This window comes from Treponema sp. OMZ 838, assembly GCF_000775995.1.
Lineage (GTDB): Bacteria > Spirochaetota > Spirochaetia > Treponematales > Treponemataceae > Treponema.
The window spans coordinates 2525900-2545830 of record NZ_CP009227.1; the positions used below are offsets into that span (position 1 = coordinate 2525900).

At 47.2% G+C, this 19931-nt stretch carries 18 protein-coding genes; 2 read left to right on the forward strand and 16 right to left on the reverse strand.

Going from position 1 to position 19931, the window contains the following annotated elements:
- Window positions 1–39: 39 nt before the first annotated feature.
- From QI63_RS11400 to QI63_RS11420, 5 genes are all read right to left on the reverse strand, one after another.
- Window positions 40–2532, reverse strand: coding sequence for an ATP-dependent Clp protease ATP-binding subunit (locus QI63_RS11400; protein WP_044016522.1), 2493 nt, complete (start codon window positions 2530–2532; stop codon window positions 40–42).
- A gap of 13 nt (window positions 2533–2545) precedes the next feature.
- Complete coding sequence (locus QI63_RS11405) at window positions 2546–3646, reverse strand: ATP--guanido phosphotransferase (RefSeq protein ID WP_044016524.1); 1101 nt, start codon at window positions 3644–3646, stop codon at window positions 2546–2548.
- Window positions 3647–4153, reverse strand: a complete 507-nt coding sequence (locus tag QI63_RS11410) for a UvrB/UvrC motif-containing protein (RefSeq protein WP_044016526.1) — start codon at window positions 4151–4153, stop codon at window positions 3647–3649. It abuts the gene before it with no gap.
- A gap of 107 nt (window positions 4154–4260) precedes the next feature.
- Window positions 4261–5712 (reverse strand): sigma-54 interaction domain-containing protein, encoded by a 1452-nt coding sequence (locus QI63_RS11415; protein ID WP_044016528.1) that lies wholly within the window; start codon window positions 5710–5712, stop codon window positions 4261–4263.
- Between the two features lie 25 nt (window positions 5713–5737).
- Window positions 5738–6397 carry an HlyC/CorC family transporter associated domain-containing protein gene (locus tag QI63_RS11420; RefSeq protein WP_044017378.1) on the reverse strand — a complete coding sequence of 220 codons (660 nt, stop codon included), beginning with the start codon at window positions 6395–6397 and terminating at the stop codon, window positions 5738–5740.
- A gap of 90 nt (window positions 6398–6487) precedes the next feature.
- On the opposite strand from QI63_RS11420, the gene QI63_RS11425 reads away from it, so the two are divergent.
- Complete coding sequence (locus tag QI63_RS11425) at window positions 6488–7690, forward strand: two-component system sensor histidine kinase NtrB (RefSeq protein ID WP_235619704.1); 1203 nt, start codon at window positions 6488–6490, stop codon at window positions 7688–7690.
- Between the two features lie 3 nt (window positions 7691–7693).
- Window positions 7694–9070, forward strand: coding sequence for a sigma-54-dependent transcriptional regulator (locus tag QI63_RS11430; protein WP_044016532.1), 1377 nt, complete (start codon window positions 7694–7696; stop codon window positions 9068–9070).
- A 48-nt stretch (window positions 9071–9118) separates the two neighbouring features.
- Here the strand turns inward: QI63_RS11430 and QI63_RS11435 are convergent, their stop codons facing one another.
- The 11 genes from QI63_RS11435 to QI63_RS13145 form a co-directional block, all read right to left on the reverse strand.
- On the reverse strand, window positions 9119–11968 hold the full coding sequence (locus tag QI63_RS11435) for a hypothetical protein (protein WP_044016533.1): 2850 nt from the start codon (window positions 11966–11968) through the stop codon (window positions 9119–9121).
- Window positions 11969–11984: 16 nt separating this feature from the next.
- Window positions 11985–12815: an HAD hydrolase-like protein gene (locus tag QI63_RS11440; RefSeq protein WP_044016535.1), complete on the reverse strand. Its 831-nt coding sequence runs from the start codon at window positions 12813–12815 to the stop codon at window positions 11985–11987.
- 79 nt (window positions 12816–12894) lie between these two features.
- Window positions 12895–14574, reverse strand: a complete 1680-nt coding sequence (locus QI63_RS11445; protein ID WP_044016537.1) for an SPOR domain-containing protein — start codon at window positions 14572–14574, stop codon at window positions 12895–12897.
- Window positions 14575–14593: 19 nt separating this feature from the next.
- Entirely contained in the window at window positions 14594–15088 is a 495-nt protein-coding gene (locus QI63_RS11450; RefSeq protein WP_044016539.1) for a hypothetical protein, read from the reverse strand.
- Between the two features lie 150 nt (window positions 15089–15238).
- The gene (locus tag QI63_RS11455; RefSeq protein WP_044016541.1) at window positions 15239–16315 is read right to left on the reverse strand and encodes a LuxE/PaaK family acyltransferase; all 1077 of its coding nucleotides are present in this window, start codon (window positions 16313–16315) and stop codon (window positions 15239–15241) included.
- Window positions 16302–16970, reverse strand: a complete 669-nt coding sequence (locus QI63_RS11460) for an MBL fold metallo-hydrolase (RefSeq protein ID WP_052185560.1) — start codon at window positions 16968–16970, stop codon at window positions 16302–16304. The genes QI63_RS11455 and QI63_RS11460 overlap by 14 nt, the downstream gene beginning before the upstream one ends.
- A complete protein-coding gene (locus QI63_RS11465) occupies window positions 16971–17207 on the reverse strand; it encodes an acyl carrier protein (RefSeq protein ID WP_044016543.1) in 237 nt (78 codons plus the stop codon).
- A gap of 211 nt (window positions 17208–17418) precedes the next feature.
- Complete coding sequence (locus QI63_RS11470) at window positions 17419–18717, reverse strand: acetyl-CoA hydrolase/transferase family protein (RefSeq protein ID WP_044016546.1); 1299 nt, start codon at window positions 18715–18717, stop codon at window positions 17419–17421.
- Between the two features lie 30 nt (window positions 18718–18747).
- On the reverse strand, window positions 18748–19482 hold the full coding sequence (locus QI63_RS11475) for a 3-hydroxyacyl-ACP dehydratase FabZ family protein (RefSeq protein ID WP_044016547.1): 735 nt from the start codon (window positions 19480–19482) through the stop codon (window positions 18748–18750).
- Window positions 19472–19756 (reverse strand): NifU family protein, encoded by a 285-nt coding sequence (locus QI63_RS11480; protein WP_044016549.1) that lies wholly within the window; start codon window positions 19754–19756, stop codon window positions 19472–19474. Before QI63_RS11480 ends, QI63_RS11475 begins: the two co-directional genes overlap by 11 nt.
- 13 nt (window positions 19757–19769) lie before the next feature.
- On the reverse strand, window positions 19770–19919 hold the full coding sequence (locus QI63_RS13145; RefSeq protein WP_215904695.1) for a hypothetical protein: 150 nt from the start codon (window positions 19917–19919) through the stop codon (window positions 19770–19772).
- Window positions 19920–19931: the final 12 nt, after the last annotated feature.

Below are 19931 nucleotides of genomic sequence, written 5' to 3' on the forward strand. Positions count from 1 at the left end.
TTTTCAGCGCTTCCGATAATGCCGGAAGCACTGTTTTAACTACCCTTCCTGCGGTTCCGTGGAGACGGCAGGAAGTAAGGTAATGATTGTTGCCGGAATAGCCGGTATGTCGGTTTGAATGCTTATCGTAAGTGCGTTTCCATCAGTATCGACAACAGCGGTAGTGCCGGGGGTAAAGTCCCCTGTGATGATTTTGACGGCGAGGACATCTTCTATTTCGGTTTGCAACAGCCTGCGCATCGGCCGAGCGCCGAGCAAGGGATCATAGCCGTGCTTTATACAATAGGCGCGGGCATTATCAGTGATTCGAAGCTGTAACTGTTTTGCAGCGAGGCGGCCGGTTAATTTGGAAAGCTCCAACTCGAAAATAGCTTCTATCTCTTTTTCCGAAAGCGGGGTAAAGACAATCAGCGAATCGAGCCGGTTCAAAAATTCTGGACTAAAGATTTTTTTTGCCTCCAGTTCGGCGGACTTTTTCATGCCCTGATAGTCGATGGTGCGGTTTTCTTCCCGTGCAAAGCCGAGCGGTTCGTCCATCAAATTTCGCGTGCCGACATTACCGGTAAGGATGATCACCGTATTCCGGAAGCTCACCGTATGGCCGAGGCTGTCCCGCAGTTCCCCCTCCTCCAGCACCTGCAATAACAGGTTAAAGACATCGGGGTGCGCTTTTTCGATTTCATCAAACAGGATAACCGAATACGGATTCCGTCTGATTTTTTCCGTCAGCATTCCGCCGTTCTCAAAACCGATGTATCCCGGAGGCGCTCCGACCAAGCGTGCAACGGCATGTTTTTCCATGTAATCGCTCATATCGACCCTGATAAGGGATTCCGCAGAGCCGAAGAGGAATTCGGCAAGCGCCTTTGCCAGCAGCGTCTTCCCTACCCCCGTCGGTCCTAAAAAGAGGAACGAGCCGATAGGCCGGTCAGCTGAGGCAATTCCTGCGCGGGAACGGCGCAAAGCATTTGCGATAATACCGATTGCCTCATCCTGTCCGATAATGGTTTTATGCAGCTCTTTTTCGGTTTCGGCAAGGCGCTTTGCCTCGTCGGAGCCGACACTCTTGAGCGGAATATCCGTCATTAAAGAGACGGTTTCGGCAATGTCGGCAGGGTCTACTTCAAGCATTGTTTCGTTTTCTTGGTTCAACCACCGCATTTTGATTTTTTCCAGCTGAACTTTTAAGAGCTTTACTTCGTCGCGCACAACAGCCGCCCGTTCATAATCCTGTACTGCAACCAAGTCCTTCTTTTCGCCGGCAAGCTCCGCAATCCGCTGTTCGATGGTCGTGATATTTTGCGGCAGCTCGGTAGTATCCATTTTCTTCAAAGCGCCCGCCTCGTCCATCACGTCGATGGCCTTATCGGGGAAGAAACGGTCGGGGATATAGCGGGACGAAAGCTCCACAATCTTTTTAATGGTTTCGTCGGAATAGTGAACATGGTGGTGCTGCTCATACTTGGCTTTAAGCCCTCCGAGAATCGCACACGTTTCTTCCTTTGTCGGCTCTTTAATCAGCACGGACTGAAAGCGCCGCTCAAGGGCGGAATCTTTTTCAAAATACTTGCGGTATTCGTCAAGCGTTGTTGCGCCGATACACTGTATTTCTCCGCGGGCAAGCGCCGGCTTTAAGATATTAGCCGCATCGAGCGCACCCTGCGAGCCGCCGGTACCGATGAGGGTATGCAGCTCGTCGATAAATAGAATGATATTTTTAGCCTCGCTGACTTCTTTGATGATGCGCTTGATGCGTTCCTCAAACTGCCCGCGGTACTTGGTGCCGGCAATGACGGAGGCAAGGTCAAGCGAGATAACCCGCTTCCCGAACAGCGAGCGAGGTACCTGTTCATTCACAATCGCCGCCGCGAGCCCTTCGACAATCGAGGTTTTTCCAACGCCGGGTTCTCCGATTAAGACGGGATTATTCTTACTGCGGCGGGATAAAATCTGCATCACACGGCGCATTTCCCGCTCTCTACCGATAACCGGATCGAGGAGGCCTTCTCGGGTTATCTGCGTGAGGTCTCTACTGAATTCGGATAATACGCTGTGTTTCTTTTTTTCCTGCTGCTGCTTATCGCGCCGCGTATCCGTACCGTGCAGTTGATGTATGGTCTGCTGTACGTCATCCAGAAAAATTCCCTGCTGTAAAAAGAAATGCGCAAGAATACTCTCCTGTATCTGAGCAAAGGCCAGAATAAGATGCTCCGTTCCTGCCGCTTCCTGCTGCATAATCCGGGCTTGAGCGGCAGCGGTATCGACAAGCTGTTTGACCCTATTTGATGAAGGAATTTCTCCCCTCACCGGCTCGCCTTCCCGTATCGGTGTACTTTGCTCCAGCCGCAGTTGCAGGGTCAAAAAATTGACATGGAGATTCTCCAATAAGCGGTATCCGCGCCCCAGTTTTTTTGTGATGAGCGCAAGCAGTATATGTTCAGGTTCTACCGTGTCGGCATTCACCCGCCGAGCTTCTTGCTGGCTAAAAACCGTTAACAATTCATAAAGATTCTGTGAAAGAGTATGCATCATGTATCTCCCGTTTCTACAGTCCGTTTTTTGCGGAGTTTTGTATCCGCAGCTCAGCCCGTTTTAAGATCTCCTGTACTAAAATCGCGCGGATACGCTCAATACGGAGTTCATCAAGCTGAAAGGGTTCTTCAAGATGAAACGTGCCGTTCAACATCAAAAAGGCGATATGGGCGGTTTGAGTTTGATACAGAAGCGCGAGACAGGCTTCCGGACTTAAACCTTCGATAAAGCCGAGATTGATACCGAGTTTTATCTTGAATACAAGGTCTATCGTATCTTTTACATCGAGCAAGTACGCATTTTTCGCAATACTGAACGCCTTAATGACATCATCTTGAATACGCCACAGTTGCGTTTTTACCAACGAATCCCGCAATTCCCGCTCTTCATTGATGAGTTCCCGAATCGCAGACGTTATCATACTGATTTGCACCTCATCGGTATAGCCCGCGGCGCTTTTAGTAGAAATGAGGTACAAATAACCGAGCAGCCGTTTGGTATTCTGCGCATAATAAGCGTGTACTTCAAAATTTTGCTTTGTCAGCGCCTCTATCTTTCCCTGTATTTTGTTCGTCAGCGAATGACCGGGCAGCGAACACAGAACCGAACATTTCATTCCGCTCCCGATATTCATCACATCCGAAGATAAATACCCGAAATCCTGCACGGCACTGAATTCCAGCGTTTCAGCCAATGTATCGATGATATTCTTTCCCAGCGTAAAGCATTTTTGCAGTTCAAAACCTGCATAGAACGCTGAAAGTCTAATATGATCTTTCACATTCACAGTTGCCGAAAGAATACCGTCATCACGGACAATAACCCCCGTACCGAAATTCCGCTCCAGATTGGTAGGAATGATATTCCGCTCTTCAAAAATCTTTTTTGCTATTGCATCCAAGGTATCAAGCCGAATGGGATGAAATCCGTCGGAAGGAGGCAGGTCTTGAAATGCGGATACGACAGTCCGATACACCGTTTCCGCTTCTTCTTTTTCGAGCGTCGGCGGAAAGCGATAGTTCTTTAAATTCCGTACAATACGTACCCGTGAAGAAAGAACCGTATCGTTGTCGTTTCCGGAATAGGTATACCATGCATTCGAAGATGCAAACATCTAGGTTGAAACCTCCTGCTCTTTTATCTTATCGCGGAGGTATGCAGCCAGTTCATATTCTTCATTTTCTACCGCCTTTTGCAGTTCCTCTTCAAGATGCTGCAATGAGACCGCCGTGTCCGAAAACGTTTCCGTTTTTAAGGGCAGGTTTCCTGCGTAAAAAACCTCTCCGGAAGTTTCTTGCATGAGTTTTAATACGGTATCGCGGAAATAAAAAAAACAGCGAGGACAGCCGAGGATTTTCTTCTCTTTGACACGGCTAAACGGCATCCCGCAATCGGGACACACCAGAGGGTGGACGCTATCCCTTGCTTCTTCCGAAGTGTCTAATTGAGGTACAAGCCCGTCAAAAATAGCTTTAAGTGAAAGATGCATTTCATTGTTATCAGAGTAAAGATGGTGCTTTTTAGCACATGATCTGCAAATATACAGTTCTTTTGTTTTTCCGTCTATAATTTGCCGCACGAGCATAGAGGCATTATGCTTTCCGCATATCTGACATATCATGCTGCACTCCTCAAGGTTATGGTATTTCCTTGCATATACGCTAGAAGCATACAGACAATGATTGATAAAATCAAGGAGTCGGTAGTATTAAGGTTTTGATTGCTCCGTTATGCTGAGGGTTTTTCGTTTATCTCGCGAGAGGCCGTATGCCGCTGACGCTTGCGGACAAAGGTTGCATGAGACATACCAAGACTCTCGGCGGCAAGCCGCACATTTCCGTATGTTTTATAGGCAAAGTCGATATACTCCGCTTCTATATCCGCAAGGGCGGCTTTTAAATCATGTACGCTGTCAGGCTGCTTTACCGGTATATATAAGGGTTCCGCCTGCTGTTTACACGGAGTAATGAACGTATTCATTGCAGTAATCTCGTCGCTGTCGGTAACGATAACCGCCCGTTCCACAATATTCCGCAGTTCGCGGATATTTCCGGGCCACTCGTACTCAACCATCAGCCGGAGCGCTGCGTCGGAAAAGTATTTGCGGAATGCATATTTCCGGTTGAGCTGTTCAAGGAACAGTTCCGCCAGTGGGATAATGTCGTTGCGGCGTTCTCGGAGCGGTGGAATGTGCAGGGGAAACACCATCATCCGGTAATACAGGTCTTTGCGGAACTTCTTTTTTTTCACCATTTCTTCTAAGTTACGGTTTGTCGCCGCAATGACGCGTATGTCTACCGGAATGGGTTTTGTGCCACCGATACGCTTTACCTCATGTTCTTGTAAAACCCGCAGCAGCTTTACCTGCATATTCAGCGGCAGCTCTCCGATTTCATCGAGGAAGATAGTTCCTTGGTCGGCAACCTCAAAAAGCCCCGCCTTGCCGTTCTTATCGGCACCGGTAAAAGCGCCCCGTTCATAGCCGAACAGTTCGCTTTCTATCAGATTGGCAGGAATAGCGCCGCAGTTTACACTGATAAATGATTTTTTATTGCGGCGGCTTCGGCTGTGGACATATTGGGCAAATACTTCTTTTCCCACACCAGTTTCACCGCTGATCATCACCGTTGTATCAAGCGGGGCAACCTTATCCGCCATACGGATAATCGAAAGCGTTACCTTATCGGCTGCAATAAAATCGGTTTTATCAAGAAATTGAGTCCTTATATGCTCCAATTCCTTATGCAGGCGCAGCCGTTCCTCATTTCGGGATTCTATTTCCTCCCTCAGATGATGGATTTCAGTCATATCCCGGACGTTTGTGATGACCATTTCTATTTTATTGTCGGGTCCGAATACCGGTGTACTGGTAATGAGCGCCTGACGTCCTGTGCTGAATTTTTGCTGCAATGTTACCGGCTTACCCGTTCTGATAGCGATTAAAGACCCCGATTGAGAAATAGTACCGCCCTCTTCAAGCTGCTTCATATTACAACCGATAACATCGTCGCGGGAAATACCGGTAATCACTTCATAGGCTTTATTTGCCCGCAGCGTATTGGCCTCACCATCAGTGATATAAATACCGTCAAACATATTTTCAATGATGGAATCGAGCTGTTTTTCCGCATCCAAGCGGATGGGGCAAGAATCTTTTCGTGAACATTTATAGTCAGACATATACAGCCCTCCCTATAACTATTTTTTATGATTTTAACGGAGTTATCTTAATATGCCGGATGAGTTCTCCTTCCATATCATATACTTGGAACATATATTCACCGATTTGAGCTTCACATCCAACTGTCGGCGCTTTTCCTATTGCCTGTAAATAATTGAATAAATATCCTGCAACGGTATGCCCATACGATTCGTCAAAATCGGCATCAAGCCGCTTATTAACTTCTTTCATACTGATACCGCCGTTTACAATATAGTCGCCGCCGGTTTCGTGATTATGCACTTCAGGATCATTGAAATATTTGCGAACCGCAAAAAGGATTGCGATAGCGATAACACCTAACAAAGAACTCACCATACTGCTGTGATCCATAATGAGTGCGCGAGCAATCGTATATAAAAGCACCTCGATAGCGCTGCCCGGCGTATGTTTTGTGAGCATCTTTACAAACTCGATACCGATAACCAGTTCAAATACAGTCGAAAGAAATTCCGCGAATGACGGAACCTCCGCACCGGCAAATGTACTGATGATAAAGCCTTTCAGTTGTACAAGAACCCGAATACAGAGGAGCAAAATCCCGATAATAACTACCAGAGCGAGCAGAATTTCCGTATAACTCGCCATTAAACCTAAATAACGCCTGAGATTTTGTTTGTTCAATTTCGCTTTTAATTTATTCATATACCGGATATTATACACTGAAATCCTCAAAAAGAAAGAGTAAATTTTTACTAATTTGCGCTTTTTATCGTTTTGCGCTATACTTGCCGCATGAGAGAGTTTATGAGCCGCGCACTGCGGAAGCTACCGCGCATGAACGATTCGCAACTACGCTCTTTTATCCAATTAATTGCCGATGACTACGCACTCTTTGACGCGATGATGGATTCGCTTGCGAACGGCGTTATCATTCTGGATTCAGATCATACGATTATAAAAACCAACCGAGCTGCTTCGCGGATTCTCGGCATTCCGCTTGCGGAAAGCCCCGACCGGCCGTTGTGGACATCAATTTCCGATGCAAAGTTAGCGGATTTTATCCATACGGTGATACGGAATGAAGAAGTCAGAACGGCAGAGGAATTCGTCATCGTTGCCGACGAGGGAAATCAATACATTGAGCTTTCGGTACTGCCGCTTGTTAAAGAAAAAAGGGTACGGGGAACAATTATCACCGTTGAAGATATTACGCAGCGGAAACGGGAAGAAATCAATAACCGGCGGCTTGAAAACCTGGCGAGCCTTACCAACCTTGCGGCGGCAGTTGCTCACGAAATAAAAAATCCGCTTGCGGCTATCAGTATCCACGTGCAGCTGCTGCGGAAAAACTTTAAAGCGTGTAATTTGGAGATTAATGCAAAGGCGCAAAAACACCTTGACGTAGTGGAAGAAGAAATCGAACGGTTAAATAAGATAGTCGTAGATTTTCTCTTTGCCGTTCGGCCGCTCCAGTGCGAATTTGCACCGGTCAATGTTAATGAACTGATTAAAAATCTTTTTACAACCTTTCAGGAAGAATTTTCCGCTGCCGGTATTTCTTTTGTCTCTCAGCTTGACGATGAACTGCCGATTATTCAAGCGGACGAACGCTTTTTACGGCAAGCATTGATGAATATCCTGACGAACGCAAAAGCCGCGATGATGCCTTCGGGCGGAGAACTCGGCATTACAACGCGGTTTGATCAAGAGCGGGTATATATCATCATTACCGATACGGGCAAAGGCATTCCGCCCGACATACTGCATAAAATTTTTGAACCTTATTTTACAACAAAGCCGGACGGCAGCGGGCTCGGACTCACGATGACGTATAAGGTGATGAAAGAGCACGGCGGAGATATTCAGGTACATTCGGAAGTGGGTAAAGGAACCCGCTTTACATTCATGCTGCCCATTACCCGCAGCGAAAAACCGCTTTTATTGGAGGCCCGCACCGCACAAAGCGCCGACAGTACACACAGCACAGGAGTATAAGGCATGAAGTTTAAAATTTTAGTTATCGACGACGAAAAAAATATCCGTGAAGGGCTCCAGATGGCGCTTGAGGATGAAGGGTATGAGGTACTGACTGCGGAAGACGGAACCGACGGCCTGCAAAAAGCGCTGTCTGAGGTAGTAGATCTCGTTATCACCGACTTGCGGATGCCGGGCGTCGGCGGGCAGGAAATCCTCCGCAGGGTAAGTTCGGAAATGCCGGGCGTACCGGTGATTGTCCTGACCGGCCACGGCACCGTCGAAACCGCCGTCGAAGCGATGCGTATGGGCGCTTATGACTTTTTAACCAAGCCGCTCGACCTTGATCGGCTTTCCCTGCTGGTAAAACGCGCACTCCAGAACCGTGAACTGGTATTGCAGCACCGTGAACTTGTCGAGCAGATGCAGTCGGATAAAACATTTGAGCACATCATCGGGAAGAGCGCGGCGATGGAGCACGTGTTTGCGATGATCAGGAAGGTGGCGCCCTCCCGTGCCTCCGTGCTTATCACCGGCGAAAGCGGCGTCGGCAAGGAACTGATCGCAAGTGCGATACACAATCTTTCTCCGCGGAAAAATAACAGCTATGTTAAGGTACACTGCGCCGCGCTTGCGGAAAGCTTGCTGGAAAGCGAACTGTTCGGACATGAGAAGGGCGCATATACCGGCGCGGTCAGTCAAAAGCGGGGGCGATTTGAACTCGCCGACGGCGGCACAATCTTTTTGGATGAAATCGGAGAAATCAATCAGAGTTTGCAGATAAAAATACTGCGCGTACTGCAGGAAAAGCAGTTCGAGCGGGTGGGCGGCGAAAAGTCCATCACGGTTGATACCCGCCTTATCACCGCGACTAACCGCGACCTTGAAAAAGAGGTTGCCGCCGGTACGTTCAGGAGCGATCTGTATTATCGCCTGAATGTCGTCCACATCCACGTGCCGCCGCTTCGGGAACGGAAAGAGGATATTCCGCTGCTGATTGCTGCCTTTATCAAGGAATTTACGGAAGAAAATGCAAAACAGATTACCGCCATCGAGCCGAAAGCCCGCGCGGCGCTTTATGCTTATGATTGGCCCGGCAATATCCGGCAGCTGCGGAACTGTCTGGAAAGCGCCGTCGTGATGAGCTCGGACGATACCATCCGCCTGTCCGATTTACCCGAACCGATACGCGAAGCGGAGCAGAATTCTTCCATCCGCATCCAAATCGGCACTCCCCTTGCCGAAGCGGAACGGCATATCATCATGGAAACCCTTGTCGCCTATAACGGAAATAAATCGAAGACCGCCGACATACTCGGCATCGGGCGTAAAACCCTGCATAGAAAGCTCGATGAATTTGCGGCACATGCTACCGATGCCGCCGGTTCGGGTGCGGAGTAAACCGGGAGCACGGGAATGAATCGGTTAGCAACATTGAAAAAGGTTTTGTTACAGGTTTACGCCGACGACAAATCGGAAAACTCCCGGCCGTAAAAACGTTCGAACCGGATGCATATACTCTCCCCCAATCTCCACCGATCTGTTTAATGCCACAAGGCAGTTTATATAGAGGGTATCCAAATAGAGAAAGCCGCCGGTATGCGCTTTTGAAGCGAAATTCCCTGTCAGTATCCATGCATAGCCGGTATGAAAGGATATACGGTTTATAAACAGCGGTAAGAAAGAGCTGCCGTTTTGTACGTCATAGCTGAAAAATGTAAGATCGCATACACCGGATATTCCTCCCGACACTTTACCTGTTCCAAGCGAAGCAAATTTCTGCCGCATTGCATCGGTATTATATGCCGCAAAAGAGGGAAAATAATTAGTTTCCGTAACAGGGTAATGAGCGGCAATATGCGAATAGGTTCCGTTTAAAGGATTAAACTGTGCATTGAATCCAAGATAACCGCTCAAAGTAAAGCGAAGCGGTACTACAGGGATATAGCCGTCAAACGATGCCTGAAAAACGGCAGCATTGGCTTTTTGTTCAACGCAGTATGCGTGAGCAAGAGAGCTTGATATAGTGATACCTTGAAGATCCTTTGCAAAGAAAGGAGACCGTATTATGCGGGAACTGCGGACATTTCGGTAATAAAGCTGCCCTTCATGTGCAAGTACCGTATACTTATATGGGAACGGATAGTAGGTTTTACCGGTATCGGATAAAGGCGCTATCCATGCTGCCGTTGCCAGATAAGAGAGTTTAAACATTTCCCATGAATAGGAAAGCGGAATAACGCTGCTTGCACCGATGCCAAATCCGGTTTTACGGTAGGTAAACGTCTTTGTATCAAGTTGATCAAAGACGTTCATATTTAACGAAATAGGCTTAAAGTGATAGGCTGCATCGGCTTTTATTTGTGTAAAAAAAGGCTTTAGCAGAAATAGCAATGAAGCATTAACTTCTATTGTCTCCGTAGGATCAAGCATAGCCAGTTTGATCCCGAGACCGTATCCCCCGAAACGCCGTATATTGGCAGGAATATTGGCTATCGGCCGTATCTTTGCCCGCCACAGCCATGTGAGCGGCTGATACCTGCTCGGATTGAGAAGCTCAAGGTTAGGAAGCTTGGTCGATGCCGGTATATCCGGTTGAACAGTTATAGCTGCCGGCTGGATAGTTTTTACCGTAAGATCCGCTTCCTTCATAGTATATAAACGGTGATAGGTAGCATGCTGCCCTACGTAAAGGATGGAATGATTACCTGCTTCATTTGATAGCTGCTGTTTCTCCGGCAGTAGAATGGGAAAGAATACACCGCCGGAAATATCGGTTTGCTGTGTTTTTACGATGCCGCTTTTAGGGTAATAAAGACCGAGCCGATAGAGCATATTCATCTCAGCCCAAGAGAAAGCAAGAATATACTCATTACCGCTTTTTACCGATTGTAAGTAGCGGATTGCATACGGGGTATCTTGTTCGGGCAACACCGAAAGACTGCCTGTTTCGGTATCGATACGTAAAATAGTACGTTTTACCCCATTTGCTGCGATAAGGGCAACCTGCCCTTCTCCGATATAACAAGGACTATATAATGAGGCAAAGGATTGACCGGGACCGGCCGTATATAAAACTTTTTTAACTTCCTGTGTAGTGCGGTCAATCAACACTGCAGAAAACGATTGATTTTTTAACATTATTGAACAGAGTGTCTGATCGTCGACAAAGCACGCCGCCATACTTGATAGTATCGGTTTACCGATAAACCGGTGTTTTTTCATATCAAAAATACGTGAGCGTTTTTGCGATGTCTTACTACTTGTTTCAACAGAATCCGAGACAACGAGAAGAGAGCCGTCCTCCGAAAAAGACAGTTGATTTAACGAAAAATCCGCCGTAAAAAGCTTGACGGGTGTGGAAGCTGCAATGGTACTGTCTGTATTATCGATGTTTACGTGCGTAAAATACACAGCTTGACTATCAAAATCATAATAGGCAAAACCGTCATGAGAAGCTGCAAGAGCGCTATATCCAGACTTCTTTGTCTGAGGAGCAAAGGAAACAGGTTTATTCAGTTTTTCCGGCAGCGGAATAGTATTGATAAATTGATTCCATGCAGCGCCTACATCCTTATCATAAATCGACTTAAATTTTCCCGGTATAAAAAGTCTCCAGCTCAGTTTCCATAGCTTTGAATACGCCTCCATCCCGTATGTTTTTTGTAAATAGTCGGCAAAATAACCGCCATAGATATACGGCCATAATCCGGTTGGGTACATATCCCGTGAACTTGCAGCTTCCTGCCACGTTGGAGTTAGACCATCGATTTTATTCTGAATTACATACTGTCTAATCAAGGGATCATTTAAACGACCTTGTCCATGCAAACTCTCAAATGAAACAGCCGCTCCTTCTACAAAAGACATCGGTAAAATATTTAAAAGAGAAAAAGGAACGTCAAGCGTAAGAGCGTGGGTAAGTTCATGGTAAAAAACTTGTAAGAGTGTGTCGGGCAAATTGCCAAGTGTTCCATCCGTAATACCGGTATCATAGATGACAATACGGCGATATGGTTTTCGGGTAAAATATCCGTTCAGTTCTTCCGTATCGGATACAAGATACACCGGTATGCGTCCTTTAATTTTTTGCTGTAGCGCGGTACATATCTCATCGGCATAACCGTCGGCGTATTCCACCAGCAGCGCTGCAGAAGGAGCCGATGCTTCCCTATAGATAATTTCAAAATATTTGGTTTTAACAGACTGCAGCGATTCTGTAAACGCAGGAGCTGTTACAGAAATGAAAAAACAGAATAGTACTAATAATTTCGATACATTTTTTCTATACTGATTCACGGTTAATCCTCAAAAGTTAATCTTCAAGTTCCGAATAAAACCGGTCAATAAGCTGCTGCTCATACTCGGCATACCGTCCGTTGATAAAGAGCGGTATATAGGTATCTTTCAACTGAATCCAGCTTTCAGCTTCTTTTTCAGGAATAATCGGATAAAAGAACACGGTATTACTTTGCGCAGCCTGTAAATCTCCGGGAGCATCACCGATTTTTAATATACAGCCATCTTTATATCCGCCGGTCTGTTTCAATGAGGCAATCACTTGCTTTTTACTGCCGTTTTCTTGCGTAAAAATACCGTTCACAAATTTTGTTAAACCGGCTTGCTCCCATTCGGCAGTCACGGCAGCATTATTGGCAGAACTGACAACAGCTATATCGGCAACGGTATAAATGGTTTCGATGCTTTCGTAAACATGCGGGAAAGGGATGCGATCTTCCAAAGGTATTGCAGCAATAGTCTTATTTACATTAATCGACCATTGCTCGGCAAGTGCAAAAATAGGATGACCGACAGTTTGATATGCCTCCCTGATGCCTTCGTTCGACAACTTTCCGCCCGAATTAAGAAAATGTTCATAGGCTTCCAATCCGTCAATAGGAATAAAATGCTTGTCGATAAACCGGCATACCTCAAAAAATCCCTTAAAGCGATTGATGGCACGCTTTTTGCTGAATAGATTTACCTTATTCCAATAGTGCAGAATCGGTTCCGCATGATCCTGCAAATTGAATATGTTTACCAGCTCCGGCCCGAAAGCACGGTAGTGCTTGAGGTTCATTGTATCCATAGCACAGCCGTCGCTATCGATACAGACTAAAAAATCTTTTTTCCGTTTGAAGTCCATTCCCACCCCTTATATGCTAGAGCGCCGCTCAAGTCTTGGTTATCGTGAGAGGCCGCCCTGTACCGCGTTGTATTTTAGTTTAGGGAGCTTTTTTTAAGAACGCATCCTTAAAGCCTAATTTTTGGAAGGTTTCCAATGTTGCGCCCTGTTCATCTTTTTTCAGCGGTCCGACATATACCTTATAGAACACCTCTTGTGCCGTAGAAGATTTTTCTACCGCAATCGGATACTGTTTACCATACCGCTGTACAAAACTTTCCACATTCAGCATATCCTTAAACCGGCCTATCTGCACATAAAATGCTCCCTTTGTAAGGACATTGGCAGTATAGAGTTCTTCGGCAGGCTGTGTAACCACCGGTGCCGCAGCAGGCAAAGCCGGCTTTTCAGGTTCTTTGGGAACAGGGATATATTCTTTCATCGGTACCCGCGGTTCCGACGGTACGAGTATAACCTGATTTTCTGTAATCAAGTCATCATCCGTAGTGTCATCCTTGGGTTCTTGCTCTGCAAGAGCTTCCTCAGCGATAACAACTTCCGGTTCGTCTTGCAGCTCATCCGACTCTTCCGCCGGTTCTTCATTAGGTTCAACGGCAGGAAGCTTCGGCTCAACTGTAGGCTCTTCCGTGTCTTTTTCAAGCTCAGCTTCATCGACCGTTACCGGTTCCGGTTCAATCGGAGTTGACACTTCCGGCACCGGTGAAAGTAACGCATCTAGCTCCGAAGCGGTCGCCGGAACGGCTATTTCTGCAACTTGCACTACCGGTTTTGTATACTCTCCGGAAGATTCGCCCCCCGCTTCTATCGGGGGCTTTTGAATGGGGGGAGCATCCAATACCGGTTTTTCAGCCTCTGCGGAATATTCGGATGATGGAACAAGTTCTATGGGTTCGGTTACCTCGGAAACGGCAGCAGGAGCCGGTACGATCTCCGGTTCCGGTAAAACAGGTTCCGATACTTCGGCTACAGGCGCAGTAGGTTCTGCCGGCACCACTTCAGGTTGGGTAGGCTCTTCAACTTCGGCAATCGGAGACACTGGTTCTTCCGGTTCCGGTTGTACCGTTTGCACCGGCGTTTCAACTTCAGCTACCGTTATCGGTATAACTTCTTCGGTTTTTTCTACCTTTGGTTCAATTGCCGGCTTCACCGGTTCAGCTACTTCCGGTTCCACTGCCGGCTGTACCGGTTCGGACACTTCCGGAGGAGGTGCAGGTTCATTCTGAATAGGGGCTTCGTTTTGAATAGGTTCTTCATACGGATCTTTCCGGTTGTTATCCTCTTGTATCGGTTTTTCTGCTGGTTGTATCGGTTCCTCTATGGGGACAGCCTCTGCAGGGTAATCTTGAGGAGTCTCTTCTGCCGGTTTTTCAGGAGCCGCCGTTGGGGCAAGCTGCCTCTCTTCAACTTTACCTAACAGTACCGGATCGGCACCTTCCTCGGCTACAAGCGGAGGTATGGAAACACGAACACGCACGGTACGCCCCTCTTTGATTGCCAAAATTTTTGCTAAATCAGGAGACACCTTTACTAATACTCCCTGTGCTCCCTCATTATTGATAACAACTGCACGGGATGTTATATTTTGTTCCAAATTGGTGATTTCGATAAGCGTATATTTAGGGAATAAATCACTGGAAGCAAAAAGCCCTGTAGGGAACTCTTCTTGTGATCCCGCAGCAGCATTACCTTCCCATACTGCCCACGTCAGTGCAGTGCTTAGTAGTAACATACTTAGGACAGTCATTATTTTTTTAATCATCTGTATCCCCTTTTCACCTCTATAAAGTTTCCAACATACTGGTACCGATAGATTGACCGGCGCTTTTTATTTTTTGTTTCAATTCGTTTTCCGACATTGTTTTCGGATCGATCTTTTCTTCAAAAATGATTTTTTGGGAGGAAAAATCAATGAACTTCCATTCAAGGTTCTTCCATTCAACAGCCGGTCTCTGTCTATGGACGGTATTGTTCAATGCCTGTTTATATTCACAATACAACACCGCCACATAGTCAACCGATGAATCGAACCGCTTGAGCAAAGAAGCAGTATCTTTGTACCGTTCATAGTTTTCCGCTGTACATTCGACACTGGTTGTTACCACCCCTCGGTCAAAACAGAATTCAAAAAGCTCGGTTTCGAGCGCTGTCGTCAGTTCAGCTGCTCCGGACGGTGCATCGGAATTATAGATACAAGCAAAACCGATTGTTTTTGCATATACCGCACCACAGAGCATAGTGCAGCATAAAAGCACTATCGGTATCCGCTTTTTCATAGTATATTCCCCGTAATCAATATCGGCAAAATAAAAAAAGGATAAAGAGCAAACGAGACAGCGTTTTAAAGGAAAAGTTATTGATTGATTGGGGTTTGTATCGGCCCTATTGCGCGGTAAAAAGGGCAGCTCTAAAAATCTAACCAAGTTTTAGAGCTGCTCATACGTGTCACTGCACCCGCGTATCTCCGCCCGAGGGATACGTCCGGTAATGGAAAAATACTTACCGAGCCGCCCGCAGGGACAGTCATCCTCTCCCAACAACACACCCGTATCCTCAGTCAACAGCGAATGTCCCGGGTATGAACCGGGCAGCGGCGACAGTACTTGTACAATCCCCTGCTCCCCGATGCCGCACAGGCTGAAATCCTTTGCCCGCCTAAAAAGCACGTCAGACCAAATACTTGCGTGCAGATGCCCTTCAGGACATTCCATATAAATACAGCCCGTTTGTTCCGCCATACCGTAATAGTTGCTGATGCGCGCAATGCCGGTTGCAGCGGTTATCCGTGCTTTAAACTCTTCCGGAGAAACCGCTTCGTTAATGAGGTTCTTCCAGCCGCCGCCGTGTATCAGTATCCCATTCGGAATATCAAGGCATACCTTTTTTTCTTCAAGAACACGGATTACGTGTTTATAGATGATAAAGGTAAAACCGAAGGCGAGCACCGGCTCGTTTGCATGTTCGGCAAGAAAGTGTTGAACAGCCGGAATATCCAGCTCCATATTTTCGTCAAGTGCGTAACAGGTACGGGACGCCAACAAAGAGAAGCCCAAAATACCGGCTCCCCGTGCCGAAAACATCTTCCTGTCCCGCAGCGTTTTTTTCGTATCGAACACTAAATAGGGAATTCTGTTTCCACCGGCAAAATCGGCAATAATCCGGTACAGCACCTGCTGCTGATTCGCCGCCGTTTCCGCATCCAAATAAATCTGCGAAACACGCTGGCCGGTCGTTCCCGATGAGGTGAGCGTTTTAAACACCGCCTCTTCGGGAACACTCTTGAGCGGAAGCTCCTTAAAAACCGACACCGGCAGCATCGGCGCCGTCTCCGCCGAAAAAGCAGCATTCTCCGGAATCCCTAAGGCCTTTAACAGCCGTCCATACGGCTCGCAATGGTTACGGTGAAAAGCCGTCCGTTCCGTCAGCAGCTCGGTGTATGCCGCCGCTTTTTCTTGATGCGTCAATGAATACGGTTTCAGCTGTATGAATTCATCTATGGTCATGATAATGATAATCCTTGCCGTGGCCGGGGTAAATATGAATACCGACCGGTAATGTTGCTAAGAAGGGTTCCGTGATTTCACGATAGTCTTTTTCGCTGCCGCCGGGAAGCCGCAAAATCACTTCCCTGCCCGGCAACAAATAATCGCCCGAAAAAAAGATATCGTCATCAAGAAAAATACCGACGCTGCCTGCGGTATGCCCGGGCAACGGCACAAAGCGAAACGTATGCCCGCGCCAGTCCAGCGTACAGGCCTCGCTATATGTTTTATCCGCAGGACGGCACACAAACGGAGCATAGGACACGCCCGACTTGCCGAAAAAGGTGAGATACACCTCCATCATCCGCGACATATTGAGCCGCGCATTCTGCATCCCGACATTACACTGCTCGCTCGCCATTACCTGCGCATCGGGAAAACGCGCCCTCATCGGCTCCAAACCGGCCGTATGGTCGCAGTGCTCATGCGTTAAAAGTATCCATTCAGGCCGTAAGCCTTTTTGCTCCAGCACCGAAAGCGACCCCGCAGGGTCATTCGGATCAATCACCACGCAGGGAGCGACCTCGTTCCCGTGCCTTTCGTTATGTTCGTATATAATATAGCAGTTGCTTTCGGCTAAAGGTTCCATCCACACCGAAATCGCTACGGCAGACACTTAAATCTCTACACCGTATTTCGCAAGGATCGTTTTGCCTTTCTCGTAAGTTGAAAATTCCAAAACATCCAGCGTACTTAAATTAATTCCGAACGTTTCTTCGATAAGGCCTACCAAATCCATGTGCCCAACCGAATCCCATTCTTTCAAACCGCGGTACTTTAATCCGGGTAAATCCTCTTGTTTCACCGGAAAATTTTGTAAAAAAATGCGGTCATATTGTTCAAGATTTGTCATTTTCATCTCCGAATCTTCAATTTTTAATTGGGCGTTCCGGCTTGCACCGCTCAAATACTAGACCTATTCGATAACTGCGTTTTCGAATAGGTCGTCGAGTTCTAAATCGCACAAATAGCACGATTTAGAACATCGTATTTCAAGGTACCCTGTTCAGAAACGGAAGTTTCCGAACAGGTTTACTATACAGCACGGGGCAAGCCGTTGATACTTAGTATTTGCAGTTAAAGCGCTTTTCGAATTCAGCTTTTAATTCTTCGCGGAAATCGGGATGCGCAATTGCAATCAGATTATGCGCACGCTGCTTTAATGTCAAGCCTTTCAGCGCTGCGATGCCGTATTCGGTAACGACATAGTCCACATCGTTGCGGCTCGTGGTAACGGCAGCGCCTTCATCCAACAGCGGAACGATCTTTGAAATCTTTCCCTTTACCGTTGCCGGCATTGCCATAATCGAAACGCCACCCTTGCTTGCAGATGCACCGCGCACAAAGTCAACCTGTCCGCCGACACCGGAGAACTGCTTGGGGCCGATGGTTTCGGAAGCAACCTGTCCCATCAAATCAACCTGCACGCAGGAGTTGATCGAAATCAAATGTTCGTTTTGAGCGATAACGTAGGGATTATTAACATAGTCAACCGGCCGCATATCGACATCGGGGTTATGGTTAACAAAATCATACAGTTTCTTTGTTCCCATCAAGAAGGTAACAACAAATTTTCCGGGATGCAGTGTCTTTTTCTTGTTGGTAATAACACCGGCATTGGCCAGTTCAAGTACACCGTCCGAGAACATTTCGGAGTGGATACCCAAATCCTTCTTACCCTTTAAGAATAACAAAACAGCGTCCGGAATTGCACCGATACCGAGCTGGAGTGTTGAACCGTCGGGAATCAAGGAAGCACAGTATTCACCGATTGCTCTTTCTATATCGCCGATCTTGGGCGGCTGCAGCTCGATGAGCGGCTCGTCATGTTCGACGATAAAATCAAGATCCTGTACCGAAACAAGGCTGTTCGGGCCTGTCCACGGCATCTCTTTATTAACCTGAGCGATAACCACCTTCGCCTTTTTTACCGCTTCTTGTGTATAATCGACGGATACACCGAGTGAACACATACCGTTCTCATCGGGCTGACTCACGGTTACCATCGCAACATCGACCGGTAATGTGGTGCTGAACAGCCGGGGAATTTCAGAAAAGAAACAGGGCGTATAATCCGCACGTCCTGCAGCAACGGCCTCGCGTGTGCCGCCGCCGACAAACAGCGCGTTGTGCCGAAAGTTTTCGGCATATTCCGGCTGACAATACTTACTGCCGCCCATCGCAACCATGTGGACAATTTCGACATTTTTATATGCCGCAGCGTTATCCATCATCGCATTCACCAAATGGGACGGTTCACCGCACGCATGAGCCAGCACAACGCGGTTACCCGACTTAATGTGCTTGACAGCCTCTGCAGCGGTTGTCAAATGCTCCTGATAATACTTCTTCCAATCTGACATACAATACTCCTTTCATTAAATTTTTATACCTCACCGCATGGCAAGGGTTATTTCGGCATCGGCAGCTAAATCGCCGCCTGAAAAAATTTGGCCGCGGCAGCTGACCCAACCTAATTCCGCCCGCTCTTCCAACAGCGTACTGTAGATTTCAAGCGTATCGCCTAAAAGAATTTTCTTGCGAAAGTTTGCTTTTTTAATTCCCATAAAGAGCGGTGTTTTTCCGGCATACCGATCGAGCGTCAACAACAAAATATCCGCAGCCTGAGCAATCGCTTCTACGGCGCACACTCCCGGAAATATCGGATTATCGGGAAAGTGCCCTTTTAACAAACTCAACTCAGACGTAACATAAAAGGTTGCCTTAACTTCCTTACCGGGAACAAGCGTAGATACCGTGTCGATAAACAGCATCGGCGGCCGCTGCGGCAGTATTTCCAACACCTGTTCATGGGTTAACGAACGTGCCTCTTGTTTTGCACGCGCTTCTTCGCAGGCAGCTTTAATAAAGTCCCGCGCCGATAAAAGGTCTTCCCAGCCGCCGATTTTAAAAAGGCGGCCTGCCGGTACGGAAATATCATCGCGCTTCGCACAATCCGCCGGACAGCCTGCAACGATAAGCGCTGCAGGATATGAAGTTCCCGCCTGTGCCGTTACGAACTCAACATCCGGCACCAACGTTTCGAGGCGGCGGATAACGGCAACACGGTCATACCGGTTGTTACAGCCCCCGCAATAACGTACGCCTATCGGTATTTTATCCGCCATGGCGCTGTTTTAAAATAGATCGAGCCTCATCCAATAAACTCTGACTCACTTCCTGTATTAAAACGGCTTGCTTTACTTCAGGCATGTGTTCCATCAGCTCAGATTGGATAAGATTTTCCGTTGTGAAGTCGGCAGCGGGACAACCCGCACAATGCCCGTGTAATTTGAACTTAACTACACCGTCCGTAAAATCCACCACTTCCATATCACCGCCGTGAGTTCTCAGCAGCGGGCGTACATAGGTATCTAATGTCTTTTCCAGTTCTTCGTACATACCGGCTTCTCCTTTACCACACCCATTTTGAAATACGGTATAGGACATCTTTTAAAAGCTCAGGTAGATTTTTAAAAAATGCCTCATCAGCAAAGCTGACAACAGTATCTTTCGGGACAACCATTGTTACCTTAAAAACTGCCGGCTCCTTCCTCTCGATCATCTCGAATGAAGA

Excerpts from the sequence above, each read along its gene's own strand:
- QI63_RS11400 (WP_044016522.1), bottom strand. The coding sequence starts at position 2,532 with ATGATGCATACTCTTTCACAGAATCTTTATGAATTGTTAACGGTTTTT.
- QI63_RS11405 (WP_044016524.1), bottom strand. The coding sequence starts at position 3,646 with ATGTTTGCATCTTCGAATGCATGGTATACCTATTCCGGAAACGACAAC.
- QI63_RS11410 (WP_044016526.1), bottom strand. The coding sequence starts at position 4,153 with ATGATATGTCAGATATGCGGAAAGCATAATGCCTCTATGCTCGTGCGG.
- QI63_RS11415 (WP_044016528.1), bottom strand. The coding sequence starts at position 5,712 with ATGTCTGACTATAAATGTTCACGAAAAGATTCTTGCCCCATCCGCTTG.
- QI63_RS11420 (WP_044017378.1), bottom strand. The coding sequence starts at position 6,397 with ATGAATAAATTAAAAGCGAAATTGAACAAACAAAATCTCAGGCGTTAT.
- QI63_RS11425 (WP_235619704.1), top strand. The coding sequence starts at position 6,488 with ATGAGAGAGTTTATGAGCCGCGCACTGCGGAAGCTACCGCGCATGAAC.
- QI63_RS11430 (WP_044016532.1), top strand. The coding sequence starts at position 7,694 with ATGAAGTTTAAAATTTTAGTTATCGACGACGAAAAAAATATCCGTGAA.
- QI63_RS11440 (WP_044016535.1), bottom strand. The coding sequence starts at position 12,815 with ATGGACTTCAAACGGAAAAAAGATTTTTTAGTCTGTATCGATAGCGAC.
- QI63_RS11445 (WP_044016537.1), bottom strand. The coding sequence starts at position 14,574 with ATGATTAAAAAAATAATGACTGTCCTAAGTATGTTACTACTAAGCACT.
- QI63_RS11450 (WP_044016539.1), bottom strand. The coding sequence starts at position 15,088 with ATGAAAAAGCGGATACCGATAGTGCTTTTATGCTGCACTATGCTCTGT.
- QI63_RS11455 (WP_044016541.1), bottom strand. The coding sequence starts at position 16,315 with ATGACCATAGATGAATTCATACAGCTGAAACCGTATTCATTGACGCAT.
- QI63_RS11465 (WP_044016543.1), bottom strand. The coding sequence starts at position 17,207 with ATGACAAATCTTGAACAATATGACCGCATTTTTTTACAAAATTTTCCG.
- QI63_RS11470 (WP_044016546.1), bottom strand. The coding sequence starts at position 18,717 with ATGTCAGATTGGAAGAAGTATTATCAGGAGCATTTGACAACCGCTGCA.
- QI63_RS11475 (WP_044016547.1), bottom strand. The coding sequence starts at position 19,482 with ATGGCGGATAAAATACCGATAGGCGTACGTTATTGCGGGGGCTGTAAC.
- QI63_RS11480 (WP_044016549.1), bottom strand. The coding sequence starts at position 19,756 with ATGTACGAAGAACTGGAAAAGACATTAGATACCTATGTACGCCCGCTG.
- QI63_RS13145 (WP_215904695.1), bottom strand. The coding sequence starts at position 19,919 with ATGATCGAGAGGAAGGAGCCGGCAGTTTTTAAGGTAACAATGGTTGTC.